The 24,321-nt window shown below is 48.1% G+C and carries 22 protein-coding genes; 13 read left to right on the plus strand and 9 right to left on the minus strand.

Annotated features, from left to right (window positions below; genetic code table 11):
* The first annotated feature begins 90 nt into the window (after nucleotides 1-90).
* A complete protein-coding gene (lpxC, locus tag ACN0TF_RS09595; protein WP_011233703.1) occupies nucleotides 91-1,011 on the plus strand; it encodes a UDP-3-O-acyl-N-acetylglucosamine deacetylase in 921 nt (306 codons plus the stop codon).
* On the opposite strand, the gene ACN0TF_RS09600 is transcribed toward lpxC, so the two are convergent.
* On the minus strand, nucleotides 1,008-1,466 hold the full coding sequence (locus ACN0TF_RS09600) for a DUF721 domain-containing protein (RefSeq protein WP_417441735.1): 459 nt from the start codon (nucleotides 1,464-1,466) through the stop codon (nucleotides 1,008-1,010). The two genes, lpxC and ACN0TF_RS09600, sit on opposite strands and share 4 nt — an antisense overlap.
* 34 nt (nucleotides 1,467-1,500) lie before the next feature.
* Here ACN0TF_RS09600 and ACN0TF_RS09605 point away from each other — a divergent pair, with 34 nt between their 5' ends.
* The 3 genes from ACN0TF_RS09605 (at nucleotide 1,501) to mutT (ending at nucleotide 5,657) form a co-directional block, all read left to right on the plus strand.
* Nucleotides 1,501-2,433, plus strand: coding sequence for a M23 family metallopeptidase (locus tag ACN0TF_RS09605; RefSeq protein WP_417441736.1), 933 nt, complete (start codon nucleotides 1,501-1,503; stop codon nucleotides 2,431-2,433).
* A gap of 83 nt (nucleotides 2,434-2,516) precedes the next feature.
* On the plus strand, nucleotides 2,517-5,234 hold the full coding sequence (secA, locus tag ACN0TF_RS09610) for a preprotein translocase subunit SecA (RefSeq protein WP_417441737.1): 2,718 nt from the start codon (nucleotides 2,517-2,519) through the stop codon (nucleotides 5,232-5,234).
* Nucleotides 5,235-5,240: 6 nt separating this feature from the next.
* The gene (mutT, locus tag ACN0TF_RS09615; protein WP_417441738.1) at nucleotides 5,241-5,657 is read left to right on the plus strand and encodes an 8-oxo-dGTP diphosphatase MutT; all 417 of its coding nucleotides are present in this window, start codon (nucleotides 5,241-5,243) and stop codon (nucleotides 5,655-5,657) included.
* Nucleotides 5,658-5,692: 35 nt separating this feature from the next.
* Here mutT and yacG read toward each other — a convergent pair whose 3' ends face one another.
* The 8 genes from yacG to nadC all read right to left on the minus strand — a co-directional run bounded on the left by yacG (nucleotide 5,693) and on the right by nadC (nucleotide 12,120).
* A complete protein-coding gene (gene yacG, locus ACN0TF_RS09620; protein ID WP_417441739.1) occupies nucleotides 5,693-5,887 on the minus strand; it encodes a DNA gyrase inhibitor YacG in 195 nt (64 codons plus the stop codon).
* On the minus strand, nucleotides 5,884-6,648 hold the full coding sequence (zapD, locus tag ACN0TF_RS09625) for a cell division protein ZapD (protein WP_417441740.1): 765 nt from the start codon (nucleotides 6,646-6,648) through the stop codon (nucleotides 5,884-5,886). Before zapD ends, yacG begins: the two co-directional genes overlap by 4 nt.
* A 40-nt stretch (nucleotides 6,649-6,688) precedes the next feature.
* Nucleotides 6,689-7,297: a dephospho-CoA kinase gene (gene coaE, locus ACN0TF_RS09630; RefSeq protein WP_417441741.1), complete on the minus strand. Its 609-nt coding sequence runs from the start codon at nucleotides 7,295-7,297 to the stop codon at nucleotides 6,689-6,691.
* 2 nt (nucleotides 7,298-7,299) lie between these two features.
* On the minus strand, nucleotides 7,300-8,160 hold the full coding sequence (locus ACN0TF_RS09635) for a prepilin peptidase (protein ID WP_417441742.1): 861 nt from the start codon (nucleotides 8,158-8,160) through the stop codon (nucleotides 7,300-7,302).
* A gap of 15 nt (nucleotides 8,161-8,175) precedes the next feature.
* Nucleotides 8,176-9,354, minus strand: a complete 1,179-nt coding sequence (locus tag ACN0TF_RS09640) for a type II secretion system F family protein (protein WP_417441743.1) — start codon at nucleotides 9,352-9,354, stop codon at nucleotides 8,176-8,178.
* Complete coding sequence (locus tag ACN0TF_RS09645; protein WP_417441744.1) at nucleotides 9,341-10,528, minus strand: GspE/PulE family protein; 1,188 nt, start codon at nucleotides 10,526-10,528, stop codon at nucleotides 9,341-9,343. Before ACN0TF_RS09645 ends, ACN0TF_RS09640 begins: the two co-directional genes overlap by 14 nt.
* Before the next feature lie 125 nt (nucleotides 10,529-10,653).
* On the minus strand, nucleotides 10,654-11,151 hold the full coding sequence (locus ACN0TF_RS09650) for a pilin (protein ID WP_417441745.1): 498 nt from the start codon (nucleotides 11,149-11,151) through the stop codon (nucleotides 10,654-10,656).
* Between the two features lie 99 nt (nucleotides 11,152-11,250).
* A complete protein-coding gene (nadC, locus tag ACN0TF_RS09655; protein WP_417441746.1) occupies nucleotides 11,251-12,120 on the minus strand; it encodes a carboxylating nicotinate-nucleotide diphosphorylase in 870 nt (289 codons plus the stop codon).
* A gap of 67 nt (nucleotides 12,121-12,187) precedes the next feature.
* Between nadC and ampD the strand changes: the two genes are divergently transcribed.
* From ampD to ACN0TF_RS09700, 9 genes are all read left to right on the plus strand, one after another.
* Entirely contained in the window at nucleotides 12,188-12,736 is a 549-nt protein-coding gene (ampD, locus tag ACN0TF_RS09660) for a 1,6-anhydro-N-acetylmuramyl-L-alanine amidase AmpD (protein ID WP_417441747.1), read from the plus strand.
* 10 nt (nucleotides 12,737-12,746) lie between these two features.
* Nucleotides 12,747-13,571: a beta-lactamase regulator AmpE gene (gene ampE / locus ACN0TF_RS09665; RefSeq protein ID WP_417441748.1), complete on the plus strand. Its 825-nt coding sequence runs from the start codon at nucleotides 12,747-12,749 to the stop codon at nucleotides 13,569-13,571.
* A gap of 85 nt (nucleotides 13,572-13,656) precedes the next feature.
* Nucleotides 13,657-14,403 carry a pyruvate dehydrogenase complex transcriptional repressor PdhR gene (gene pdhR / locus ACN0TF_RS09670; protein ID WP_110013587.1) on the plus strand — a complete coding sequence of 249 codons (747 nt, stop codon included), beginning with the start codon at nucleotides 13,657-13,659 and terminating at the stop codon, nucleotides 14,401-14,403.
* 25 nt (nucleotides 14,404-14,428) lie between these two features.
* Entirely contained in the window at nucleotides 14,429-17,101 is a 2,673-nt protein-coding gene (gene aceE / locus ACN0TF_RS09675; protein WP_417441749.1) for a pyruvate dehydrogenase (acetyl-transferring), homodimeric type, read from the plus strand.
* A 12-nt stretch (nucleotides 17,102-17,113) separates the two neighbouring features.
* On the plus strand, nucleotides 17,114-18,895 hold the full coding sequence (gene aceF / locus ACN0TF_RS09680; protein ID WP_417441750.1) for a dihydrolipoyllysine-residue acetyltransferase: 1,782 nt from the start codon (nucleotides 17,114-17,116) through the stop codon (nucleotides 18,893-18,895).
* A 111-nt stretch (nucleotides 18,896-19,006) separates the two neighbouring features.
* Nucleotides 19,007-20,434 (plus strand): dihydrolipoyl dehydrogenase, encoded by a 1,428-nt coding sequence (gene lpdA / locus ACN0TF_RS09685; RefSeq protein ID WP_011233721.1) that lies wholly within the window; start codon nucleotides 19,007-19,009, stop codon nucleotides 20,432-20,434.
* A 134-nt stretch (nucleotides 20,435-20,568) separates the two neighbouring features.
* The gene (locus ACN0TF_RS09690) at nucleotides 20,569-22,638 is read left to right on the plus strand and encodes a M13 family metallopeptidase (protein ID WP_417441751.1); all 2,070 of its coding nucleotides are present in this window, start codon (nucleotides 20,569-20,571) and stop codon (nucleotides 22,636-22,638) included.
* An 11-nt stretch (nucleotides 22,639-22,649) separates the two neighbouring features.
* The gene (locus tag ACN0TF_RS09695; protein ID WP_133493658.1) at nucleotides 22,650-23,003 is read left to right on the plus strand and encodes a hypothetical protein; all 354 of its coding nucleotides are present in this window, start codon (nucleotides 22,650-22,652) and stop codon (nucleotides 23,001-23,003) included.
* A 43-nt stretch (nucleotides 23,004-23,046) separates the two neighbouring features.
* The gene (locus tag ACN0TF_RS09700) at nucleotides 23,047-24,318 is read left to right on the plus strand and encodes an efflux RND transporter periplasmic adaptor subunit (RefSeq protein WP_417441752.1); all 1,272 of its coding nucleotides are present in this window, start codon (nucleotides 23,047-23,049) and stop codon (nucleotides 24,316-24,318) included.
* Nucleotides 24,319-24,321 lie beyond the last annotated feature (3 nt).

Genomic DNA, 24,321 nt, shown 5'->3' on the forward strand with positions numbered 1-24,321 from the left:
TGATCGAACCATGACAAATGTCGTATAATATGCGGCCGCTTTGGCTTTAGCCATGGCGAACCGAATATAAAAGGTAGGTGAACAAGTACCATGATTAAGCAACGTACATTACAGCAAGCGATATCAACCACAGGTGTTGGGCTGCACAAAGGCAATAAAGTAAACCTTACTTTACGCCCTGCGCCGGCTAATACCGGTTTGATATTCCGTCGTGTGGACCTTGATCCTGTGGTGGATATTCCAGCACGGGCCGACTGGGTGCGTGATACGCAGCTGTGTACCTGTCTTATCAATGAGGAAAACGTTCGCGTTTCTACCGTCGAGCATTTGCTCGCTGCGCTGGCCGGCGTTGGAATTGATAATGCGATTATCGAAGTCGATTCGCATGAAATTCCAATTATGGACGGCAGCTCGCACCCGTTTGTTTACCTGCTACAAAGCGCGGGCATTGAAGAGCAGTCAGCAGCGAAAAAGTTCATCCGGATCAAACAGCCGGTACGTGTCGAAGACGGTGATAAGTGGGCGGAACTGCTACCCCACGATGGTTTCCGTATCGACTTTGCTATCGACTTTGAACACCCGGCTATCGCAGACACAGGGCAGACCGTCAGTATCGACTTTAGCGCTAATGCTTTTATCAAAGAAATTAGCCGTGCCCGTACCTTTGGTTTTATGAAAGACATTGAGTATTTACGGGAAAATAATCTGGCATTAGGCGGCAGTTTTGATAACGCCGTTGTGCTGGATGAATTCCGCATTCTGAACAGTGACGGCTTGCGTTACGACGATGAATTCGTAAAACACAAAATGTTGGATGCTATTGGTGATTTGTACATGGGTGGCCACAGTATTTTAGGTCATCTGCGTGCGTACAAGTCAGGGCATGCGCTGAATAATCAGTTATTACAGGCATTATTAGCGCAACAGTCAGCATGGGAATTCGTGACCTTTGACGAAGAGCAGGCTACTGCGCCTATCGCTTTCTGGTCACCAGCAACAACGACAGCTTAATCTTTATCGTTGGCGGTAAACTTTGCCGCCAACGCTTTTAATTCCGACTTCAACGGCTCATCACACCCCTCAGCCATTGTCAGTAGACGTTCTGCACTACTCGAATCTTTCTGATTTTTAATACTTTTCTGAAAACTGTTCATTGACGGAGACACCTTAATTGAAAGGTGGTGTACCGGGACCGTCGCATTGTGGCGAAAATGCGTTATAATGGCCGCTTGCTGAAGTTTTAGCCTGGTTGCCCAGCTACCGTTATCCACCTGAATGATCATTTGACCATCGCGGATATTCAGCAATTGGCAGTGTTGACTGGTGTTTTTATCAACGCATTGTTGAAACAATTGTTGCCAATGCGAAAGTTGGGCGGCAAACTGTGCATAATGTCGTAATGTTGACGACAAGGTTTTTTGACCTGAGCGAAGCCATTCTGATGGTGTTTTCGGGTGTCGTGACATAATTGCGTAGTAGGCAAATATTAAGAGAGTTCGAATGAGTTTATCAGTCTTTTATCGAGGCTCCAAAATACGTTTTCGTATTAGGTTAAGTCGACGTCGATTTTTTTCCTTTGTCGGCATTGCAGCCTTTATTGGCCTTGCTACCTGGCAGCCATGGCAGTATCAGGGTATTGACCCTGCAGTGGCACAGAACAAAATTACGGAAGAGCAGAAAAAGCTTGTGTTACAAGAGCAAGCACTAAAAGAACTACAAGAAGATACTCAAAAGCGCCTGGGTGCCATGACTGTTTATCTGGGCGAATTAAGAGCTCAAATGCGTCGTCTGGACGCATTAGGTGAACGTTTAGCAGGTGTTGCTAATCTCGACAACGGTGAGTTTAACTTTAATCAGGAACTTCCCATTGGCGGGCCAGAACTAGAAATTGCTGAACTTCCTCACAGTTCTGGTACCGATGTCCTTACTGAGATTGAAGATATGCTGTCGCAGATCTCTGACAAACAAAAACAGCTATCGCTACTTGAATCTGTGATGATGAATCACCAACTTAATAATGATGCATATATTGCAGGCCGCCCAATCTCAGATGGTTGGCTGTCTTCGCAGTATGGTGTTCGTAAAGACCCTTTCAATGGCACACCCGCTATGCATAAAGGGTTAGATTTTGCCAGTTATAACGAAGACGTTAAGGTTATTGCCACCGGAGCCGGTGTTGTGACTTGGGCCGGCGACAGATACGGTTACGGTACCTTAGTCGAAATTGACCACGGTGGTGGCTTAAAAACCCGTTATGGTCATAACGACGAGTTAACAGTTTCAGTAGGGGATGTTGTTACCCGCGGCCAGCAAATTGCGAAAATGGGCAGCAGTGGTCGGTCGACCGGACCGCATGTTCATTACGAAGTTTTGCGTAACGGCCGTCAAATTGACCCTAATCAGTTTGTGTATCGTAAAGCTGACTCAAAATAACTCGGTAAATTAATTAGAACGTAGGCGGTACTTCAGGTACCGCTTTTGTTGTTCAGGAAAGTAACACAGGATAAATCAATCTCATGCTAGGCAGTCTGTTTCGAAAAGTATTTGGTAGTCGCAACGATCGCATTCTCAAAACTATGAAGAAAGACGTTGAGCGAATTAATTTGCTGGAACCCGAGTTTGAAGCGTTAAGTGATGCCGAGCTAAAAGAGAAAACCACTGAGTTTCGCAAGCGCCTGAACGATGGTGAGCGCATAGAGAAAATCTTACCCGAAGCCTTTGCTACCGTTCGTGAAGCCAGTAAACGGGTTTTCGGTATGCGTCACTTCGATGTGCAGTTGATTGGCGGTATGGTACTGAACGATAACCGTATTGCAGAAATGAAAACGGGTGAAGGTAAAACGCTGACAGCGACTTTGCCTGCGTATCTAAATGCGTTACCGGGTAAAGGCGTTCACATTATTACGGTGAATGATTATCTGGCCAAACGGGACGCTGAATTCAACCAGCCATTATTCGACTTCCTTGGGTTGACCGTAGCGTTCAACATTCCGGGTATGGCGCCTGAAGACAAGAAAGCAGCTTATCAGGCCGATATTACTTACGGTACCAACAACGAATTTGGCTTCGACTATCTTCGTGACAATATGGCTTTTGCGCCGCAGGACAGAGTCCAGCGTGAATTAAATTATGCTCTGGTCGATGAAGTTGATTCAATTCTGATTGATGAAGCCCGTACGCCGCTGATTATTTCCGGTCCGGCTGAAGACAGTTCAGAAATGTACCGTAAAATGAACGAGCTGGTTCCACACTTAGTTCGTCAGGAAAAAGAAGACACCGAAGAAGAACAAGGCGACGGCGATTTTACTATTGATGAAAAAGCCAAGCAGCTGCACCTGACCGAGCACGGTCAGGAACACATAGAAGAGCTGCTGAAAGAGAAAGGTATGCTGGAAGCGGATGATTCGCTTTACTCTGCCGCCAATATCAGTTTATTGCACCATATCAATGCTGCTTTACGCGCTCATCATCTGTTTCAAAAAGATGTCGATTACATCATCAAAGACGACAAAGTTGTCATTGTTGATGAACACACCGGGCGTACAATGGAAGGCCGTCGTTGGTCTGAAGGTCTGCATCAGGCGGTAGAAGCCAAAGAAGGTGTGCCAATTCAGAACGAAAACCAGACTTTGGCGTCTATTACCTTCCAGAACTATTTCCGTCTATATAACAAGCTTGCCGGTATGACCGGTACAGCCGATACTGAAGCCTTCGAGTTCCAGTCTATTTATGGTCTGGAGACCATTGTACTGCCAACTAATAAACCAATGGTTCGTGATGACAGAGCCGACCTGATTTATCTGACTACACTGGAAAAATACGAAGCTATAGCCGAGGACATTGAAGAGTGTCGTAAGCAGAAGCGTCCGGTGTTGGTGGGTACGGTCTCTATTGAAAACTCTGAGCTTTTGTCACAGTTGCTGAAGAAAAAGAAAATTCCTCACGCGGTACTGAACGCTAAATTCCACGAACACGAAGCAGACATTATTGCTCAGGCAGGCCGTCCGGGAACAGTGACCATTGCGACCAACATGGCCGGTCGTGGTACCGATATCGTTCTGGGCGGAAGCTGGATGGCAGAAGTTGAAAAGCTGGAAGAGCCATCTAACGACAAAATTGAGACAATAAAGCAAGACTGGCAGAAACTGCATGACGCCGTGATTGAAGCCGGTGGCTTGCACATTATTGGTACAGAACGCCATGAGTCGCGTCGTATCGACAACCAGTTACGGGGTCGTGCCGGTCGTCAGGGTGACCCGGGTTCATCGCGTTTCTATCTGTCGCTGGAAGATCCACTTATGCGGATTTTCGCTTCAGACCGTATCGGAACAATGATGAAGCGTCTGGGTATGAAGGAAGGCGAAGCCATTGAACACCCCTGGGTAACGCGAGCTATTGAAAATGCGCAACGCAAAGTGGAAGGACGTAACTTCGACGTTCGTAAGCAACTGCTTGAGTACGATGATGTAGCCAACGATCAGCGCAGTGTTGTCTATGACCAGCGTAATGAATTGCTGGACGAAGGTGATATCTCTGAAACCATTGTTGCGATACGTGAAGACGTGATCAACTCAGTGATCAGCGAGTACGTTCCGCCGCAGTCTCTGGCTGAGCTTTGGGATTTAAAAGGTTTGGAAGAGCGTCTGCGCGGTGACTTCCACATAGAGCTGCCATTACAGCAGTGGCTGGACGAAGAAGAGCATTTCCATGAGGAAGTTTTGCGGGAGCGGGTACTGGAAGAGCTGGTTAAAGCTTACCAGGAAAAAGAAGAGATGGTGGGGCCGGAAGTGCTGCGCCGCTTCGAAAAATCCATCATGTTGCAAAGTCTTGACCAGCACTGGAAAGAACACTTAGCGGCAATGGACCATCTGCGTCAGGGTATTCACCTGCGTGGTTATGCTCAGAAGAACCCGAAACAAGAATACAAAAAAGAGGCCTTTGAGCTCTTTACCGAAATGCTGGAAGCCCTGAAGCTCGACGTTGTGACTATTTTGAGCAAGGTGAAAGTACGTGCTCAGGAAGATGTTGATGCAGTAGATGAGCAACGTAAAGCAGCGGATAGCGCGCCACGTGAGTTCCGTCATGAACAAAGTGGCCCGGCGGCTGAAGAGCCTCAGAAAAGCCCTGATAATGCTCAGGGACAACCAGTTCGCAAAGGCGCAAAAGTGGGTCGTAACGAACCATGCCCTTGTGGGTCAGGTAAAAAATACAAACATTGTCACGGTAAACTATAGGTTTTTATGGAAACCCAAAAATCGCCTGCTGTCCATGTGGCAGTAGGCGTGATTGAAAATGAGCAGGGCGAAATTTTTATCGCCCAACGTCATCCTGAACAACATCAGGGTGGTAAGTGGGAATTCCCCGGCGGTAAAGTCGAAGCTGGCGAGAATGTTCAACAAGCGTTGCAGCGCGAACTAAAAGAAGAGTGCGGTATTGATGTGACCGATATGGCGCCGTTAACCGTCATAGAGCATCAGTACAAAGATAAGCGTGTTTTACTCGATGTCTGGTGGGTGCTTGCTTACAGCGGTGAAGCGCGTCAGTTAGAAGGTCAGGACTGGTGTTGGGTTGATAAAAACCAGCTGGATGCATTCCAGTTTCCGGAAGCTAATCAACCCATTGTCGAATGCATTATGCAGTCGTTAAACGCTTATTAATACAGCAACTCATACTCTGATAACTACTATCTGAGCTAATAGTCCTGTTCGTCGTTGTTATAGTCGTCGTTAGCTATGACAACGGGCTCGCCCGGGATGCTTTTTTCCTCGTTTGCCCATTCACCTAAATCAATCAGCTTGCACCGCTCACTGCAAAAAGGCCTGGCAGGGGATTTTTCTGACCATTCTACCTTAGTCTGGCAGGTTGGGCAGTTAACACTAATACTCATGGACTACACCTTGCGAGTTCAAATTCAATATCGTGCAGGGATGCTTCTTTGCTCTCCCCGGGTAAGGGCATGAATCGTACCGTAAATCGTTGTCGATGCCCACTGATGACCGGATAAATCTTAGCCGAGCGGGGGACTTTAATTCGCAGCATGGCAAGCAACTGCTCAGAACTTTCCTGCAGGAAACCATTTTGCAATTGTATTGGCGCAAAAACGGATTGCTCGCGTAATAATGTCAGTTTTAAGGTAATAGCCAGTTCAACAAAAGCCAGTGTCTGACTCCAGCTTTCGCATTGTTGCTGCTTCTCTTCAGCAGACTGACTTAACCATAAATGTAACTGCGGTAATTCAAATAAGCCGCTCATGCCAGGTTGGCTGAACCGTTGGCGTATACTCGTCAGCAGCGCATCATCTTTGAGTTGACGTAAGTACTTTGGAATATCCTGAAGCGTGCTGAGGCAATGCTCAATTTCATTAATGGTTCTTCGCAATGCGTCGCGGTCAACGTCGGGGTGTTCTTCCCATTTCTGTAAACGCTGTTTATCGAGCTCTAAATCTTTCGTCAGTTCGGTACGGATGTCGCATCGTTCAAGTAGTTCGGTGACAGCAAACAGGGCATTAAAAAAGGGTTCAGCCTGTTCATCAAAACAGGTTCGGCTGGCTTTTAACTGTTCGAAGCCATGCTCTAAACGCAAATAAGTTCGCATACGCTCCTGAAGCGGATATTCATAGAGAATGTTGTCGTTATCAGTAGATGTCATGCGATTGCCGATTGTTGAACTCTGTTGCTATGATAGCGGATTACTTTTCCTGTGCAACGGTTGCCGCAAGATAGCGCTGATGCAGTTGGTTAACTTGCCGACGTAATTCGTCGATACTGCCCTCGTTATTCAGAATATCGTCCGCTTTGCGAAGTCGTGCCTCACGACTCAGTTGAGCTTTCATTATTGCCTCAACTTCCTCTTTTGGACTCTCGTCGCGCTGAATGGTTCTTTGCAGTTGCAATTCTTCCGGAATATCTACCACTAATACCCGCTGGCAGTACTTATCTAAATTATTTTCCAGTAGTAGCGGCGCTGATAAAATCACATAGGGCGAGCTAGCTTGTTCCAGTTGAGCCAGAATTTCCTCGCGTATGGCCGGGTGTAATAAGCTGTTCAACCAATCTTTTTCTTCGGGGTCAGAGAATATTCTTTGGCGTAGAGCTTTGCGGTCAAGCTCCTCTTTGTCTGTTAACAGATCACTACCAAAATGCTCTTCAATAGCTTGCAGGCAAGGACTGCCCGGCATCACCACCTGACGGGAGACAATGTCAGCATCGACCACGGTTATACCCAGCCTTTCAAACTCGGCTGTGGCTGCCGACTTTCCGCTACCAATTCCCCCGGTTACACCAACTACGTAGGTCATTCTTAAACGCCTCCTAGCCAATGCCAGTAACTGAACAACAGCTCCATACCATAAAAGTAACTCAGCAGGCCTCCGCCGATTAGAAAGGGCCCAAAGGGTATAGGTTGTGAGCGGTTTTGCCGGCGTAACATAATCAGACCTATTACGGCTCCGCAAACCGAGCTGGCAAGAATAGTGACGGGCAACAGAGTCGCGCCGGTAAAAGCGGTAATAGCCGCCAGCAGTTTAAAGTCACCATAGCCCATACCTTCCTTGCCAGTGATGAGCTTATAGGCCCAGAACACGCTCCAAAGACTAAGATAACCCGCTGCGGCACCAATAATTGCGGAGGCCGGAGTCATGTCACTTAAGTCAGAGATAGACCAGAGCAAAGCGACCCAGAGTAAAGGGTAAGTGAGCTGGTCGGGCAGTAACTGATGACGCCAGTCGATAACGAACAGGCAAATCAATAACGAAAAGACCGTAACATACACCAGCGCCGGTAGAGTGAACCCGAAATTCCAGCTTATCAGACCGAAAGCCGCGCAACTGATAATTTCAACCAGCCAATAGGTAACCGGAATGCGAGTTTGACAATGGCGGCAGCGAGCCCGCAAAACCAGATAGCTCAACAGCGGAATATTATCGTACCAGGCAATAGAGGTCTTGCATTCAGGGCAATGTGAGCCCGGAAACGCGATGGAGAAGCGAGCCTGTTCGGTTACCGGGGTACCGTTCATTTCGGCACATTCACGCCGCCATTGGCGTTCCAGCTGTATTGGCAGTCGGGTGATCACTACGTTCAGGAAGCTACCGATAACGGCGCCCAGCGCCAGCGCGACCACCAATGTCGGTACTGACCCGGCAGCAAGCAAGTATTCCATACTTCTATTCCTTAGTTATTGAAACTGCTGCCCCATAGAAAACAGCGGTAAATACATAGCGATCAAAAGAGTGCCTATAATGCCGCCTAAAACGACCATCAGCAAGGGCTCTGCTAGGGCAATAAGGCGCTCACAATTTTCCTCAAAACGTTGTTGCTTGAAATCGGCAAGTGCGGCGAAGGCGTTATCAATTTTACCATTTTGCTCGCCAACTTTAAGAAAACTGAGAGTGCGAGGCTCATTCAGAGTGCTGGAGCGGAAACTGTCTACCCAACCATTACCGGACTCTAGCTGCTGATGAATGTGACGCAAAGCTGCTTTATGGGGTAACCAGCTCAAAGACGATTCGGTGCTGAGAATAGCTTGCCGGGTTTCAATACCAGCCCGCAAAGCTACCGCCAGCCGATGAAACAGCTGCTGCAGCTTAATATCCTGTAGCAACTGACCAATAACGGGTAATTGCGCGAGTGTTCGTTGAAAGAACATGGGAGCTTTGCTTTTAATGGTAAAAAGAGTAACTGCCGCAGCTAATATCGCACTGAAAATGACAAATGCCTGCTCTTTCAAAAGTGCTGATGAATTCAATAAAACAGCGGTTAGCCATGGCAGTTCGCCTTCACCAAAGAGTTCAGCAAAGGCCGGCAAAACCCAGCCCATCATCATGAAGCAAACACCAGCCGCCACTATTAATACAACGACGGGATAACGCAGTGCTTTGGTTAATTGCTTTTTCAGTTGATGCTGGCGTTTTTCCAGTTCTTGTAACTGCTGTAACGCATCGGCAAGCTGTCCGTTTTGTTCCGCCCAGGCTATGGCATTAATGTCAGCTTTGGGTAACCAGTGTTCATAATAAGTCAGTGCTCGACTAAAAGAGAAGCCGTGCTCAATGCTGCGAATACAATCTTCAATTAACCAGCGCAGGCTTCTGGACTTAGTTTCACAAATACTGTGTCGCAGAGCTTCTGAGAGCGGCAGGCCACTTTCCAGCAGACTTGCGGTTTGTTGCAACAGAATGTACCAGAGCGATAATTTAGGTCTATTAAGTTTTCTCTGACGCTTGGATAAGCGTTTTATTTTTGTGCAACGGATATGATGTTGCGATAACAGCTGTTTCGCCTGCAACAGCGAGTCTGCATGAACCAGCCCGGATGCATTGTCAGCCTGCCATTGCCAGCAGTAATTAAGCGTCTTCATAAGTGAAACGCTCCTTTTCTGCACTGTTAATCAAGCCGGTATCGATATAATGCTGTAGCGCCTGCGAAAAGTCCGGAAGATTTAACTGGTTCAGGTAGTGACGCAAATCTTCAATGGAGGCCCGGGAGCTGGTTAGTTTCTCAACGAGCTCTTCAGAGTCATCCAACCAGGGCACAACCTCAAATACTGCCTGACGGTTTTTCTCTGTCCTGCTGTGGCTTTCGGCTACGGGCAGTAAACGTTGGCTGACAATAAGCTTTAATGAGCTGCGAATATCCAGCGGGTTAACGCCCAGAGACTGCAAACGCTTTAACGTATCCAGGCAGTTGTTGGTATGCAGTGAACTCAGAACTAAATGACCCGTTTGCGCGGCCTGAACTGCAATTTTAGCTGTCTCTGCATCGCGGATTTCGCCAATAAGGATAACATCGGGGTCTTGCCGGAGGAGGGCGCGAAGAATCGATGCGAAGGTCAGTCCCTGGCGCGCATTGACCATTACCTGACTGCAGCCCGGCAGCGGAACCTCAACCGGGTCTTCGACACTGCAGACATTGCTGCGCTCAGTATCCAGTTGGCTCATTGCACTGTACAAAGTTGAAGTTTTGCCACTACCGGTTGGGCCGGTCACCAGAATTAACCCCTGCGTCTGGCTTAAACAGCGGGCAAACCAGGCGTACTGTTCTTCCAGCAGACCGGTTTGTTGTAAGGGGGTAATGTTGTGAGTTGGCTGTAAGCACCGCAGCACCAACTTTTCTCCACCGATAACCGGACAGCAGTTTAATCTGAATTCCAGTTGCGTGTTATCACCGGATTGCACTGACAAGCGTCCGTCCTGCGGTTGGCGTTGTTCGGTTAAATCAAGGTTGGCCTGTACTTTGATTCGCGAATAAACCTGCTGTGCAAACTCTCGCGCGATAAAATCCAAACGGCGCAGCTGTCCGGCTTCCCGGCCTCTGACAACAACACCTTGGTTCAGAGGTTGCAGGTGCAGGTCAGATAGTCCTTTTTCTGAGCAGTACAAAAGTAGCTGGTCAACGTATTCGATAGCTGAGTCCTTTGGCAATTGAATACCGGGTCGCTTGCCTTTACCACGAATCAGCAATACTTTTTTATCGCTGTAAAAGCTCAGTAATACCCTGTCAACCGGCGCAAACCCCGGTTTTTGCAATAACATGAGCCATTCTTGGCCCTGAGCAAAAAGCAGCAAACCATGTTGTTGTAGAAAAGGGTCGTGCTCATTCTCAGAAGAACTCGTCTGCCCGGGCAGGTGGGTGAGTGAACAACAGGCGAACCCAACCATTAGTAGGTTACCTGTTGTTTACAGTTTTGCACCACTGAGCGCATTTCGTTGTAATCGGAACAGGCAATGTTCCAGTCTAAATGCGTATTCTCGGCGTTGGGTGTCAGTTCAATCTGCAGTGGCTGATTATTAATACTCACCGAGTCGAGAGTTAGGCGCACGGCAGCGGATTCGGTCAGACTGAGGTCGCTGAGTTCATCGGGTAGAGGCGACGGTAAACCGGGGATGCCGTTATTTCCGGCCTGATTGCACTGGTTTAACTGCCCTTCAATTTGCCAGCATAAAGCGATACCCAACTGTAACGGCTGAGCATGGGCTAAAGCTTTACTAACTTTGGCCTGCTGGGTGTAATAGGTGTACGACGGAACGGCAATAGCCGAGAGGATGGCAATGATGGCCACCACGACCATCATCTCGATAAGACTAAAACCCTTACCTGGAAAACGAAGAACGGATAAACGAAGAACGGGTAAACGGTGAAAATGTGCTTCCTGCATAATTCAGCTCCCTGTTTAAGAACAGAAGAACTGTGGTTCACCCGGGCGAATTAGTAAATTCTATTTTCCTGTAAGTTATTGGCTATCCACCGCCATTTTCTAGCTATCTTCTGAAATTCTCATTGATAAATCAATTGCCTGGACGTTCTTTGTCAAAGCGCCGGAGGAGATAAAATCAACCCCGGTGGCAGCCAGTTCCGGTAAACGCTCGTCGGTAATATTCCCCGAAACTTCTAGTTGCGCGCTGTGCCCGGCATTGTCATGATTTTGCTGTACGGCCTGCTTAATGTCTTCAATACTGAAGTTGTCCAGCATAATCACGTCGGCTTCGGCCTTCAGAGCCTGTCCAAATTCATCCAAATTCTCAACTTCAACTTCCACCGTTTTACCGGGGTTCAGGCGTTTGGCCGTAGCGACAGCCTGAGTAATACCCCCACAGGCGAAAATGTGATTCTCTTTAATCAGGTAAGCATCAAATAAACCAATGCGGTGATTCACACCACCACCGCAGCGCACCGCGTATTTCTGCGCTAAACGCATACCAGGCAGAGTTTTCCGGGTATCCAGCAGTTGTGTTTTATAACCGTCGAGCAATTTGCTGTAGTGATAAGTGGTGGTCGCGGTAGCAGATAGCGTCTGTAAAAAGTTAAGTGCCGTGCGTTCACCGGTCAGCAAAATGCGGCTGGGGCCCTTTAAGCGGCAGAGTTCCGTGTTGGCTTTCACCTTATCGCCGTCTTTTACCAGCCATTCAATTTCTACCTGATTTCCCATTTGGCGAAACACCTGATCAACCCAGGCACAACCACAAATGACAGTGTTTTCGCGGGTAATAATGCTGGCACGTGACTGGCTTTGTTCCGGGATCAGTTGCGCAGTAATATCTAAACGGGCGTCTTCACCGAATAAATCTTCTTTCAATGCGGCTCGCACGCCGTCCTGAATAGCAAGTTGGAGCTCGGGCTGGCTCATAGATGGCTTTACCTTTTAACAGACAATACGGATACTAGGGGGCAAACTTTACCGTTTTGTTGAGCCTGTGAAAAGCGACCCGATAAAAAATCATAAAATAACCACTGCGGTGCAGCACCCGTCCCCGCATTACGATGAGCGTCCACAAACCGCTGAAGTCAGTCTGCTGGTCATTCATTGTATTAGTCTGCCGGAAGGACAATATGGTACACCTTATATTCGTCAGTTGTTTCTGGGCGAACTGGAACCCGATGAACACCCGGACTTTGCTATCCTGAAAGGGCTGAGGGTGTCGGCCCATTGTGTGATCCGCCGGGATGGTACGCTGGAGCAATACGTGCCTTTTGATAAACGAGCCTGGCACGCCGGCATGTCCCGTTACTGCGGGCGCAGGCGATGTAACGATTTCAGTATAGGCATTGAGCTCGAAGGAACCGACCACAGTGCCTATACTCAACAACAATACGAACAATTAATTGCAGTCACTAAGGCGTTAATCAGCACATATCCCAAGCTAAACCGTCGGCGTATTGTCGGCCATCAGGATATCGCCCCGGGTCGTAAAACGGATCCGGGCAGTGAATTTGACTGGCAAACCTATTTAAATGCCTTATAAGGAGTCATGAATGGTCCTCATTGCGTTGCTGATTGCATTAAGCGTTGAGCGTTTGTATCACAGCCCGGCCTTTTTGCACTGGTCGTTTTTTCTGGAACGCTGGCAACACTGGAGTGCGGCACGGCTGAAAAACGAAAAGTGGGAAAGTGAACCTCTGCAACTGGTTCGCCTGCTGGTTCCTGCTTTGGCTGTCGGTTTTCTAGTGGTGGTGTTGGACAACCTGATGGTGACCTTTATTGTCAGTATTTTGTCTTTACTGCTGGCGCTCAATTGCGAGCCCGCCCGCAAAAGTTATAAGGCTTATCTAAAAGCCGCAAACCGTGGTGACGAACAACAGGCTAATAAACATCAATTAGCATTAACTGAATTTGCCGGACATCATCAGCCAAAGCAGTTAAGTGACTCGTTAATCTGGATCAATTATCGGCAATATATCGCAGTGATGTTTTATTTTGTGCTGTTTGGCAGTTTCGGCGCTTTGGTATATGCCAGTCTGCGTTACGCCGAAAAGCAATTAAGTGAACAGGAGTCGACTAAACCCTGGCAGCAATTTATGTGGTTTGCAGACTGGGTTCCGGCTCGCTTAGCCGGGTTTGGTTTATTAATTGTGGGGCATTTTTCGCGGGCGTTTCCGGTTTGGGTTAAGCACTGCGTGAATCCACAGACGGACCCGGACAAACTTCTGTTTAATGTTGCCAGCAAAGCAGAGGACAGCCCTCAGCACCCCGACGACAGGACTGAGCACATTGCTTGTCAGTTGCGTTTAATGCGTCGCCAGCAGATTTTCTGGGTGTGTGTTATTGCCGCCTTAACCTTAACGGGTTGGGTGAACTAGAGGTTGTACCAGCTGAGAAAAATTTGGGCTCAGCGGGTAAATGATTTAGAATAACCGCATCATTTGGTCTGACCAATTTACCGTTATGCCGGATTTACCCATAAAACAAACGAAGCTATCTGACACTATCGTCGCTCATCTTGAGCAGATGATAGTGGACGGGCGGCTTGGTGCTGGGCAAAAACTTCCATCAGAACGACAGTTGGCTCAGCAGTTCAATGTGTCACGCCCGTCGTTGCGTGAGGCCATTCAAAAATTGGAAGCAAAGGGTGTTTTAGAGCGTCGGCAGGGCGGTGGTACTTATGTTATTAACAGCATGAATGAGCAACTGACCGAACCTTTATTTGAATTACTGGCCAAACACCCAGAGTCGCAATTTGATTTGCTCGAGTTCCGTCATGCACTGGAAGGCATCTCATCTTTTTATGCGGCATTACGAGGCACCGAGGCCGATCTGGATCGGATTTCCGAGAGTATAAAAGACTTAGAGAATAGCCGGGCTAACAGCATTGATGATCAGGTCAATGCAATAGTGGAATTCTATCACCGTATTGCAGAGGCCTCGCACAACGTTATTTTGTTGCATGTCATTCATGGCATGCAGGAATTACTGGCCGAAAATATTAGGCAGAACCTGGAAATACTGGCGGGTCGTGACGACTTGCTGGGAAAACTGAATCAACACCGTCAGCAGCTGGTTAGTGCCATTGTTGCCGGTAAACCGGAGCAAGCGCGGGATGCGTGTCATCAACATTTGGCCTATATTGAACAGACATTGTTAGACTTAGGCAAAGAACAGTCACGCATTCAACGTTCGCTACGACGTTCCTGAATTGATAAAAAGGTAAGGAATAGCTATGAGTGAAGAATTAAACAAAGATGTCGACCAGCAGGAAACTCAGGAGTGGTTAGACGCTCTTGAGGGTGTGCTTGAGGCCGAAGGCCCGGAAAGAGCGCACTACTTGTTAGAACAATTGGTCGACAAAGCTCGTCGCAATGGCGCTTATTTACCCTATAAGCCAACCACCGCATATCTGAATACCATTCCTGCCAGCCAGGAACCCACTATGCCGGGTAACCAGACGCTGGAATCGCGCATTCGTTCAGCTATTCGCTGGAATGCCGCCATGATGGTATTGCGGGCATCGAAAAAAGGCGAAGAGTTGGGTGGCCACCTTGCCAGTTTCGCTTCTTCAGCCATGTTGTACGATGTTGGCTTTAACCATTTCTTCCGCGCACCGAGTGAAGGTGACGGTGGTGACTTCCTGTTTATTCAGGGCCATGTGTCACCCGGTATTTATGGTCGTGCTTTCATTGAAGGGCGTCTGACCGAAGAGCAACTCAATAATTTCCGTCAGGAAGTCGACGGTAAAGGCTTACCTTCTTATCCGCACCCGAACTTAATGCCGGACTTCTGGCAGTTCCCGACGGTCTCTATGGGCTTAGGTCCAATTCAGGCTATTTATTTAGCTCGTTTCCTTAAGTACTTGACTGACCGCGGCATTAAAGACTGCTCGAAACAACGCGTTTACTGCTTCTTAGGTGACGGTGAAACCGACGAGCCAGAAAGCTTAGGTGCTATTGGTCTGGCCGCTCGCGAAGAGCTGGACAACCTGACCTTTGTTATTAACTGTAACCTGCAGCGCTTAGATGGCCCGGTACGTGGTAACGGTAAAATCATCCAGGAACTGGAAGGTAACTTCCACGGCGCTGGCTGGGAAGTGATTAAAGTTATCTGGGGCCGCTACTGGGATCCGCTGTTGTACCGCGATACCGAAGGTAAATTGCAACAGTTAATGGAAGAAACCGTTGACGGTGACTATCAGAACTTTAAAGCCAAAGGTGGCAAGTTCACCCGTGAAAACTTCTTTGGTAAGTACCCTGAAACCGAAGAAATGGTCGCCAACTTGTCTGACGAAGACATCTGGCGCTTAAACCGTGGTGGTCACGATCCGGTAAAAGTGTACTCGGCTTACCACAAAGCAGTAAATACGAAACGTCGCCCGCAGGTTATTTTGGCGAAAACCGTGAAAGGTTATGGCATGGGCGCCGCGGGTGAAGGCAAAAACATTGCCCACCAGGTTAAGAAAATGGATTTAGAAGCTGTTAAGCACATGCGCGACCGTTTCAATATTCCGTTTGAAGACAAAGAACTGGAAGACTTGCCGTACTACAAATTTGATGACGACAGCGATGAAATGAAGTACCTGAACGAGCGTCGCGAGAAGCTCGGTGGTTATATGCCGGTGCGTCGTCCGGAAAGCGATGTAGAACTGGAATTGCCTGCATTGAAAGCCTTCGACGCGGTACTGAAAGGTTCAGGGGATCGTGAAATTTCCTCAACCATGGCTTTTGTTCGTGTACTGACCGCGCTGTTGAAAGACAAGAAAATTGGTAAACGTATTGTGCCAATTATTCCGGATGAAGCTCGTACTTTCGGTATGGAAGGCTTGTTCCGTCAGGTGGGTATCTACTCGCACCATGGCCAGAAATACACGCCGCAGGATAAAGACCAGGTGGCTTATTATCGCGAAGATAAAAAAGGCCAGGTTATTCAGGAAGGCATCAACGAGCTGGGTGCTATGGCATCCTGGATTGCCGCGGGTACCAGTTACTCGTTAAACAACGAGCCGATGATTCCGTTCTACATTTACTACTCTATGTTCGGCTTCCAGCGTGTCGGTGACTTAGTCTGGGCCGCTGGCGACAGTCAGACCCGAGGCTTCCTGGTCGGTGGTACTGCCGGTCGTACAACGCTTAACGGCGAAGGTCTTCAGCACCAGGACGGACACAGCATGGTTCACTTTGGCACGGTGCCAAACTGCATTAGCTATGACCCGACTTACGGTTATGAAATTGCAGTTATCGTGCACGATGGCCTGAAACGCATGTTTGGCGACCAGGAAAATGTTTTCTATTACCTCACCGTAATGAACGAAAACTACCATCAGCCAGAAATGCCGGAAGGTGTCGAAGAAGGCATCATCAAAGGTATTTACGAACTGGATAAAGTGAAGGCCAAGAACAAAGCCAAAGGCGACGTTCAGTTGTTAGGCAGCGGTACCATTTTGCAGCAGGTACGTGAAGCGGCGACAATCTTGTCTGAAGAGTACGACGTGAACTCAACGGTTTACAGTGTAACTTCATTCAATGAGCTGGCGCGCGACGGTCTGGATACTGACCGTTGGAACATGCTGAACCCTGAGAAGAAAGAAAAAGAAGCCTACATTACGCAAGTCATGAAAAAGGCGAAAGGACCGGCAGTAGCAGCAACAGACTACATTAAGCTGTACGCTGATCAGGTTCGCGCCTGGGTACCAACCTCTTACCGGGTATTAGGTACCGACGGCTTTGGACGATCAGACAGCCGCGCTAACTTGCGTAAACACTTTGAAGTGAACCCGCATTATATTGTGGTTGCAGCACTGAAAGAGCTGGCAGACCAAGGTGATATCGATAAGAAAGTGGTAGCTAAAGCTATCAAAGACTACGATATCGACACTGACAAGCTGAACCCGCGTTTAGCATAAGGAGGTACTGAGATGGCCGATCAAATCGAACTCAAAGTCCCCGACGTGGGCGGCGAAGAAGTAGAAGTCATTGAAATTTTGGTCAGTGAAGGCGATACCGTTGAGCAGGAAGACGGTATCGTTACTGTCGAAAGCGACAAAGCTTCCATGGATATTCCGGCATCTTCAGGTGGTAAAATTACCGAGCTGAAGGTAAAAGTTGGCGACACCATTAGCGAAGGCGACGTGCTGGCTATGATCGAAGCTTCCGGAGGAGCCGACGAATCGGATGAGTCTGACAGCGAAGAAGAAGCTGAAGACAAAACCGATGACAAAGCGGACGAAGAAGAAAGCGACGATAAAGAAGCCGATGACAAAGCTGAAGAATCGGAAGATAAACAGGAAGAAGAGAAAGATGAAGACTCTGAACCTGAGAAAAAATCTTCTGGTGGCAGCAAAGTTATCGACGTAGAAGTTCCGGATATTGGTGACGAAGAAGATGTTGAAATCATCGAAATTCTGGTCTCTAAAGGTGATTCAGTCTCTGCTGAAGACGGCTTAATTACGCTGGAAACGGATAAGGCGACTATGGATGTGCCTTGCCCGGAAGACGGCGAAATTGAAGAAATGCTGGTGAAGGTCGGCGACAAAGTGTCGCAGGGCTCAGTTATTGCCAAGCTGAAAGTTGCAGGCGGCGCTGATGACTCTAAAGCTGAAGAGAAAGACTCAGCGAAAGAAGAGAAGTCAGAATCTAATAAAGAATCTGATAAGAAGTCCGAAGACAAAGATCAGAAGAAAGATAAAGACAGCGGCAGTAGCGTTAAGCCAAGTAGCGAACGTCAGCCGCCGGTTCCTGATCATCCAAGCCAGCGGAGCGACCGTAAAGAAGGCATTCTGCATGCGTCACCTGCGGTACGCCGTGTGGCTCGTGAATTTGGTGTCGACTTATCGCAAGTGAAAGGTTCAGGCCCTAAAGACCGCATACTGAAAGAAGACGTGCAGGAGTTCGTTAAATACGAACTGTCCCGTCCCAAAGCAGTGGCTGGTGCAACAGGCCAGGGCGGTGGTGGACTGCAAGTGATTGATCCGCCGAAGGTTGATTTCAGCAAGTTCGGTGAAGTGGAAGAAGTTCAGTTGTCGCGCATTCAGCGTAAATCTGGACCAAACCTGCACCGTAACTGGGTGACTATCCCTCACGTAACACAGTTCGATGAGGCCGATATTACTGAGCTGGAAAACTTCCGTAAGTCAGAAAACGAAGTGGCTAAGAAGAAAGATCTGGGCTTCAAGATAACGCCGTTAGTGTTTATTTTGAAAGCGTGTGCCAAAGGCCTGCGTGAGTTCCCGACCTTTAATTCGTCCTTATCAGAGTCTGGTGAATCACTGTACATGAAAAAGTACGTGAACATTGGCGTTGCGGTTGATACGCCAAATGGTCTGGTGGTTCCGGTTATTCGTGATGTCGACAAAAAAGGCATTTACGAGCTTTCGGAAGAGCTGGTGGAAATTAGCTCGAAAGCGCGTGACGGTAAGTTGAAAGCAACCGATATGCAAGGTGGGTGTTTCTCAATTTCCAGCCTGGGCGGTATTGGTGGTACAGCCTTTACGCCTATCGTGAATGCTCCTGACGTGGCCATTCTCGGGGTTTCTCGTAACGAGATGAAACCGAAATGGAACGGCAAAGAGTTTGAACCACGTCTGACTCTGCCATTATCGTTGTCATACGATCACCGTGTTATTGATGGTGCTGAGGCCGCGCGTTTCACCGCCTATTTAAGTGGTGTATTGGGAGATATCCGCAAATTGGTGCTTTAAGCACCAATTGGGGTAGGAAATACGAAAAAATTCGCGCTACAATAGCGCCACATTTAGCGTTGACTGAGCGCAGCCGGTGGCTCAACTGGCTGTGACAAAAAAGGGGTTAACATGAGCGACAAAATTACAACACAGGTAGTGGTGTTAGGTTCGGGCCCGGGCGGATATTCAGCAGCTTTCCGTGCAGCTGACTTGGGTCTGGATGTTGTTTTGATTGAGCGTTACAGCACCTTAGGCGGTGTTTGCCTGAACGTTGGCTGTATCCCGTCAAAAGCATTGCTGCACATGACCAAGCACATTGAAGAAGCTCAGCACCTGGCAGAAGAAGGTATTGAGTTTGGCGAACCGAAAATCGACCTGGATAAACTGCGCAAACACAAAGAAAAAGTGGTTGGCCAGTTAACCGGTGGCCTTGGCCAGATGTCAAAAATGCGCAAGGTAAAAGTTGTTAACGGTTACGGCAAATTTACCGGCAGCAACACCATTAAAGTTGAAGGCGACGACGGCGAAACCGAAGTTAAATTCGATAACGCGATTATCGCTGCGGGCTCTCAAGCCATTAAATTGCCGTTCATTCCACATGACGACGACCGCGTATGGGATTCCACCGACGCGCTTGAACTGAAAGAAATTCCTAAGAAAATGTTGTTGTTAGGCGGTGGTATCATCGCTCTGGAAATGGGGCAGGTTTACGCATCACTGGGTTCTAAGGTTGATGTGGTTGAAATGACGGACCAACTGGTACCGCCAGCGGATGCCGACATCATCAAGAACTTCAACAAGCAAATCAAAGGCCGCTTTGAGAATATTATGCTCAATACTAAAGCGACCAATGTTGAAGCGAAAAAAGACGGTGTGTATGTGACCTTTGAAGGTGATAAAGCGCCAAAAGATCCAGTCAAGTACGACGCTGTACTGGTTGCTGTAGGCCGCGCACCAAACGGTAATAAAATTGATGCAGACAAAGCTGGCGTTAATGTCGACGATCGTGGCTTTATCAAAGTTGATAGCCAAATGCGCACCAATGTTGACCATATCTTTGCCATTGGCGATGTTGTTGGCCAACCCATGTTGGCGCACAAAGCGGTACATGAGTCGCACGTGGCGGCAGAAGTGATATCCGGTAAGAAGCACTTCTTCGAACCTAAAGTCATTCCTTCTATCATGTACACTAACCCGGAAGTTGCTTGGGCAGGTGTTACTGAGAAAGAAGCGAAAGAGCAGGGCATCGAATATGATGCAGTGACTTTCCCCTGGTCAGCTTCAGGCCGCGCTATCGCTTCAAACGCACAGCAAGGCATGACCAAGCTCATCTTTGATAAGAACAACCGTATTATTGGTGGTTCTATGTGTGGCACTAACGCTGGTGAATTGTTGGGCGAAGTTTGCCTGGCAATTGAGATGGGCTGTGATGCAGAAGATATCGCTCTGACTGTTCATGCACACCCAACCTTACATGAATCAGTTGGTTTAGCTGCTGAAATTCAGGAAGGTGCTATTACCGATATGCCGAATCCTAAGGCGAAAAAGAAGAAGTAACATTTTGTTACGATAATCTATCGGTAAAACGGCTGTATTCATCGCGAATGCAGCCGTTTTTTTTGCGCTGAATTTAACAATGCGCTAGTTTAGTGGGGTTAAAATAACGAACACTAAAGAAAGGGTAACAACCGATGAAAAAACTAACCGCTGTAGCGCTTGGCGTATCTATGGCATTAACTCTGGGCGCCTGTTCTCCGCAGCAGGAAGAATCAAAACAACAAACCCAGCAGGCCGAAGAAACAAAACAAGAACTGAGTTCGGGCGTTGTACTTGAGAACTTTGATCACAGCGTTAAACCGCAGAATGACTTATTCCGTTATGTAAACGGTACCTGGATTGATAAAACAGAAATTCCTTCTGACCGTTCATCGGTAGGCTCTTTTTTCGATTTACGCGAGCAGAACCAGAAGCGTTTACGCGACATCATTGAGTCAGCAGCTTCATCGAACCCTGAACCAGGCACAAACGAGCGTAAAATCGGCGACTTCTTCAACGCCTATATGGACGTTGAGACACTGAATGAGCTGGGCGCGAAGCCAATTGCAAGCGACTTAGACGCTATTCAGGCACTGCAAGATCATGACTCAGTTGCTGAACATATGGCACGTATGTTCCGTGGTGGTGTTTCAATTCCATTTGGCTTTTATGTATACCCGGATGCAAAGGACCCACAAATTAACGCGATGTATGTTTCACAGTCAGGGCTTGGCCTGCCGGACCGCGATTATTACCTGAAAGACGACGAGAAGTTTGAAGAGTTTCGCGAGGCTTACCAAGAATACGCCGAGGACATTCTGACAATGGTCGGCGTTGAAAATGCCGATGACGCCGCCGAGCGTATTCTGGAGCTGGAAACTCAGCTGGCTGACATTCAGTGGAGTCGTGTAGAAAGCCGTGATGCTGATAAAACCTACAATAAAAAGTCAGCCGACGAAGTTGCTGACATGCTTGACAGCTTTGACTTCAAACGCTTCATTGATACGTCCGACTTATCTGACGTTGAAGAAATGGTAATTCGTCAGCCATCTTATTTTGAAGAGTTTGGTGAATTATTTAACGACGTTGATTTACAGGCCTGGAAAGACTATTTAAGTTTCCGTCTGGTGAACGAGTACGCTTCTGCGCTAAGCGAAGACATCAGCAAGCGTCGTTTTGAATTTTATGGAAAAACCTTGCGTGGTACACCAGAGCAGGAGCCTCGCTGGAAACGCGCAGTAGACGCAACCAATGGCGTATTAGGTGAAGTGCTGGGTCAGGTTTACGTTAAAGAGTACTTCCCGCCAGAAGCGAAAGAAAAAATGGAAGGCTTGATTGAAAATCTGCGTGATGCTTATGGTCAATCTATTCGTAATCTGGAGTGGATGACGGATGAAACCAAAGAAAAAGCCTTAGAAAAGCTGGAGAAGTTTGACCCGAAAGTAGGCTATCCAAGCAAGTGGCGCGACTACAGCGAACTGGAAATTTCGTCAACTGACTTAGTTGCTAACTACAAAGCTTACGCTGAGTTCAATTATCAGGAAGAAATTGCCAAAATTGGCGGTCCTGTTGATGAAGAAGATTGGGGCATGACTCCGCAAACAGTCAACGCTTACTACAGCCCTGTACGTAACGAAATCGTTTTCCCGGCCGGCATTCTTCAGCCTCCATTCTTTGATATGGACGCCGAAATGGCGGTGAATTACGGTGGTATCGGTGCGGTAATCGGTCACGAGATGGGACACGGTTTTGACGACCAGGGTGCTAAATACGATGGCGACGGTAACCTGCAAAGCTGGTGGACTGATGCTGATAAAAAGGCGTTCGAGGAACGGACTCAGCAATTGTCTGCACAGTACAGCGAGTATGAACCTATCGAAGGCCTTAACGTTAACGGCGACCTGACTCTGGGCGAAAACATTGGCGATTTAGCCGGCCTGACTATAGCGTACGAAGCGTACAAAATGTCATTAGACGGCGAAGAAGCGCCAGTTCTCGATGGCTTTACTGGCGAACAGCGTGTATTTATTGGCTGGGCTCAGGTATGGCGCGGCAAGTATCGCGAAGATGCTATTCGTGAGCAGGTTATGAGTGACCCGCATTCACCAGCCGTGTACCGTGTGAACGGCACCGTTGTGAACGTTCCGGCGTTTTACGAAGCCTTTGATGTTAAAGAAGGCGACGAGCTGTTCGTTCCTGCTGAAAACCGCGTTACTATCTGGTAATATAGCGGACTATGAAAACACTAACGGTCATCTGGATATTAGTTACAGCATTGCTGGTGGGGAGTTTCTCCTCACCAGCAGTACATGCTATGCCTATGTCAGACGCCGTTAGTACTTCGTCATCTCAGGATATGTCACAGCATGACTGTTGTGATGAGTCCGACATGTCGATGGAACAGTCGAACTGCGATAGCGAAAGCTCATTTTGCCAGCAGTGCGAACAACATTGTGCCGGTCAACTGGCGCTGATAAATCCATTCAAACAACTTTCGCCAGCAGCATCCACGCACGCTGCCGACCCTCTTTACTCAAATCTTCCGGTTATTACTGAAACGCTGATACGTCCACCGAAAAACGCAGTTTAAGCTCAGTTTTTACGTCTTAAACCGTTGTTTTCGAGGAAATACCATGCGTTATTGGATAGCTATATTTGTCCTGATCCCATTTTTAACTTTGGCTCAGGAACAGAATCACAATCATTCAGAAGATCAAAACCCGTTCGAGCAGAGCACCGAATACGTGTGCCCAATGCACAGTCAGGTCGTTCGTGATGAGCCGGGAACCTGCCCAATTTGCGGTATGGATCTGGTTAAGAAAGAGCCTAAACAGGACCACTCTGAGCATGAAGCAGAGAATGAAGACGAGAATGAGGCCAAAAGTGAAAAAAGCTTCACCGTGCCAGAGTCCAGTCAGCAGGCCATTCGGGTAACCACCGCAAAAGCAGTTCGTAAAGACTTACAGCCGCAACTCATGGCGCAGGCTCAGGTGCGCTGGCAGGAATCTGCGCAGCGGCATATTCACAGCCGCGCAGAAGGCTGGGTAGAAGAACTACACGCCGATGTCGAAGGTCAGTGGGTAGAAAAAGGCGACAAACTCTACAGCCTGTACGCACCAGACTTGGTCGTGGCACAGGACGACTATCTGCAACTGCTTGATTCACTCTCGGATATCCGCAACGGTGATAGCCAGCAAAGCTTTAAACGCCGCGGCCAGCAACGTCTGCGTCTGTTAGGTATGAGTGAAGCGCAGATTAAAGCGCTGGAGCAAGGTGGCGAAACCGAATATGTGGTGGACTATTACGCGCCTGAGTCTGGCTATATTACCAGTCTGGATATTCAGGAAGGCATGTATGTGTCTCCCGGGCTTAAATTACTGACTCTGACGCAGGACAATCAGCTGTGGTTTTTTGCCGATGTTCCGGCGCGTTACAGTAAACAGTTAAAAACCGGACAAATGGCACATATATCTTCTGAACATTTTCCCAGCGGCCACTGGATGAACACCATTGACTACATTTATCCACAAGTCGATCCGGAAACCCAGACCATCAAAGTACGCATTCCGGTTAACGACTCCATTGACCGGCTACGCGAAGGTTTATGGGCAACCGCGCATATTGAGCTGGAGCCAGTAAAAGACGCAGTGGTTGTGCCGGTTGCCAGTTTAATTGTTACGGGCATGAATAATCGTGTGGTGGTTAAATCCGGTGAGCGCGAATTTGAAGTGCGTGAAGTAACTACCGGGCTGAGGGTTGGTAATGAAATTGCCATTGAAGAAGGTTTGCAGGAAGGTGAGTCAGTGGTTACTTCGGGTCAATTCCTTCTAGACTCAGAGGCCAGCTTGCAAGGGCTTGGACTGGATAGCAGCGACGAAGCTCCTGCACCACAACATAACCACTAGGAG

Origin of the sequence: Idiomarina sp. (assembly GCF_048265525.1) — a bacterium.
Taxonomy (GTDB): domain Bacteria; phylum Pseudomonadota; class Gammaproteobacteria; order Enterobacterales; family Alteromonadaceae; genus Idiomarina.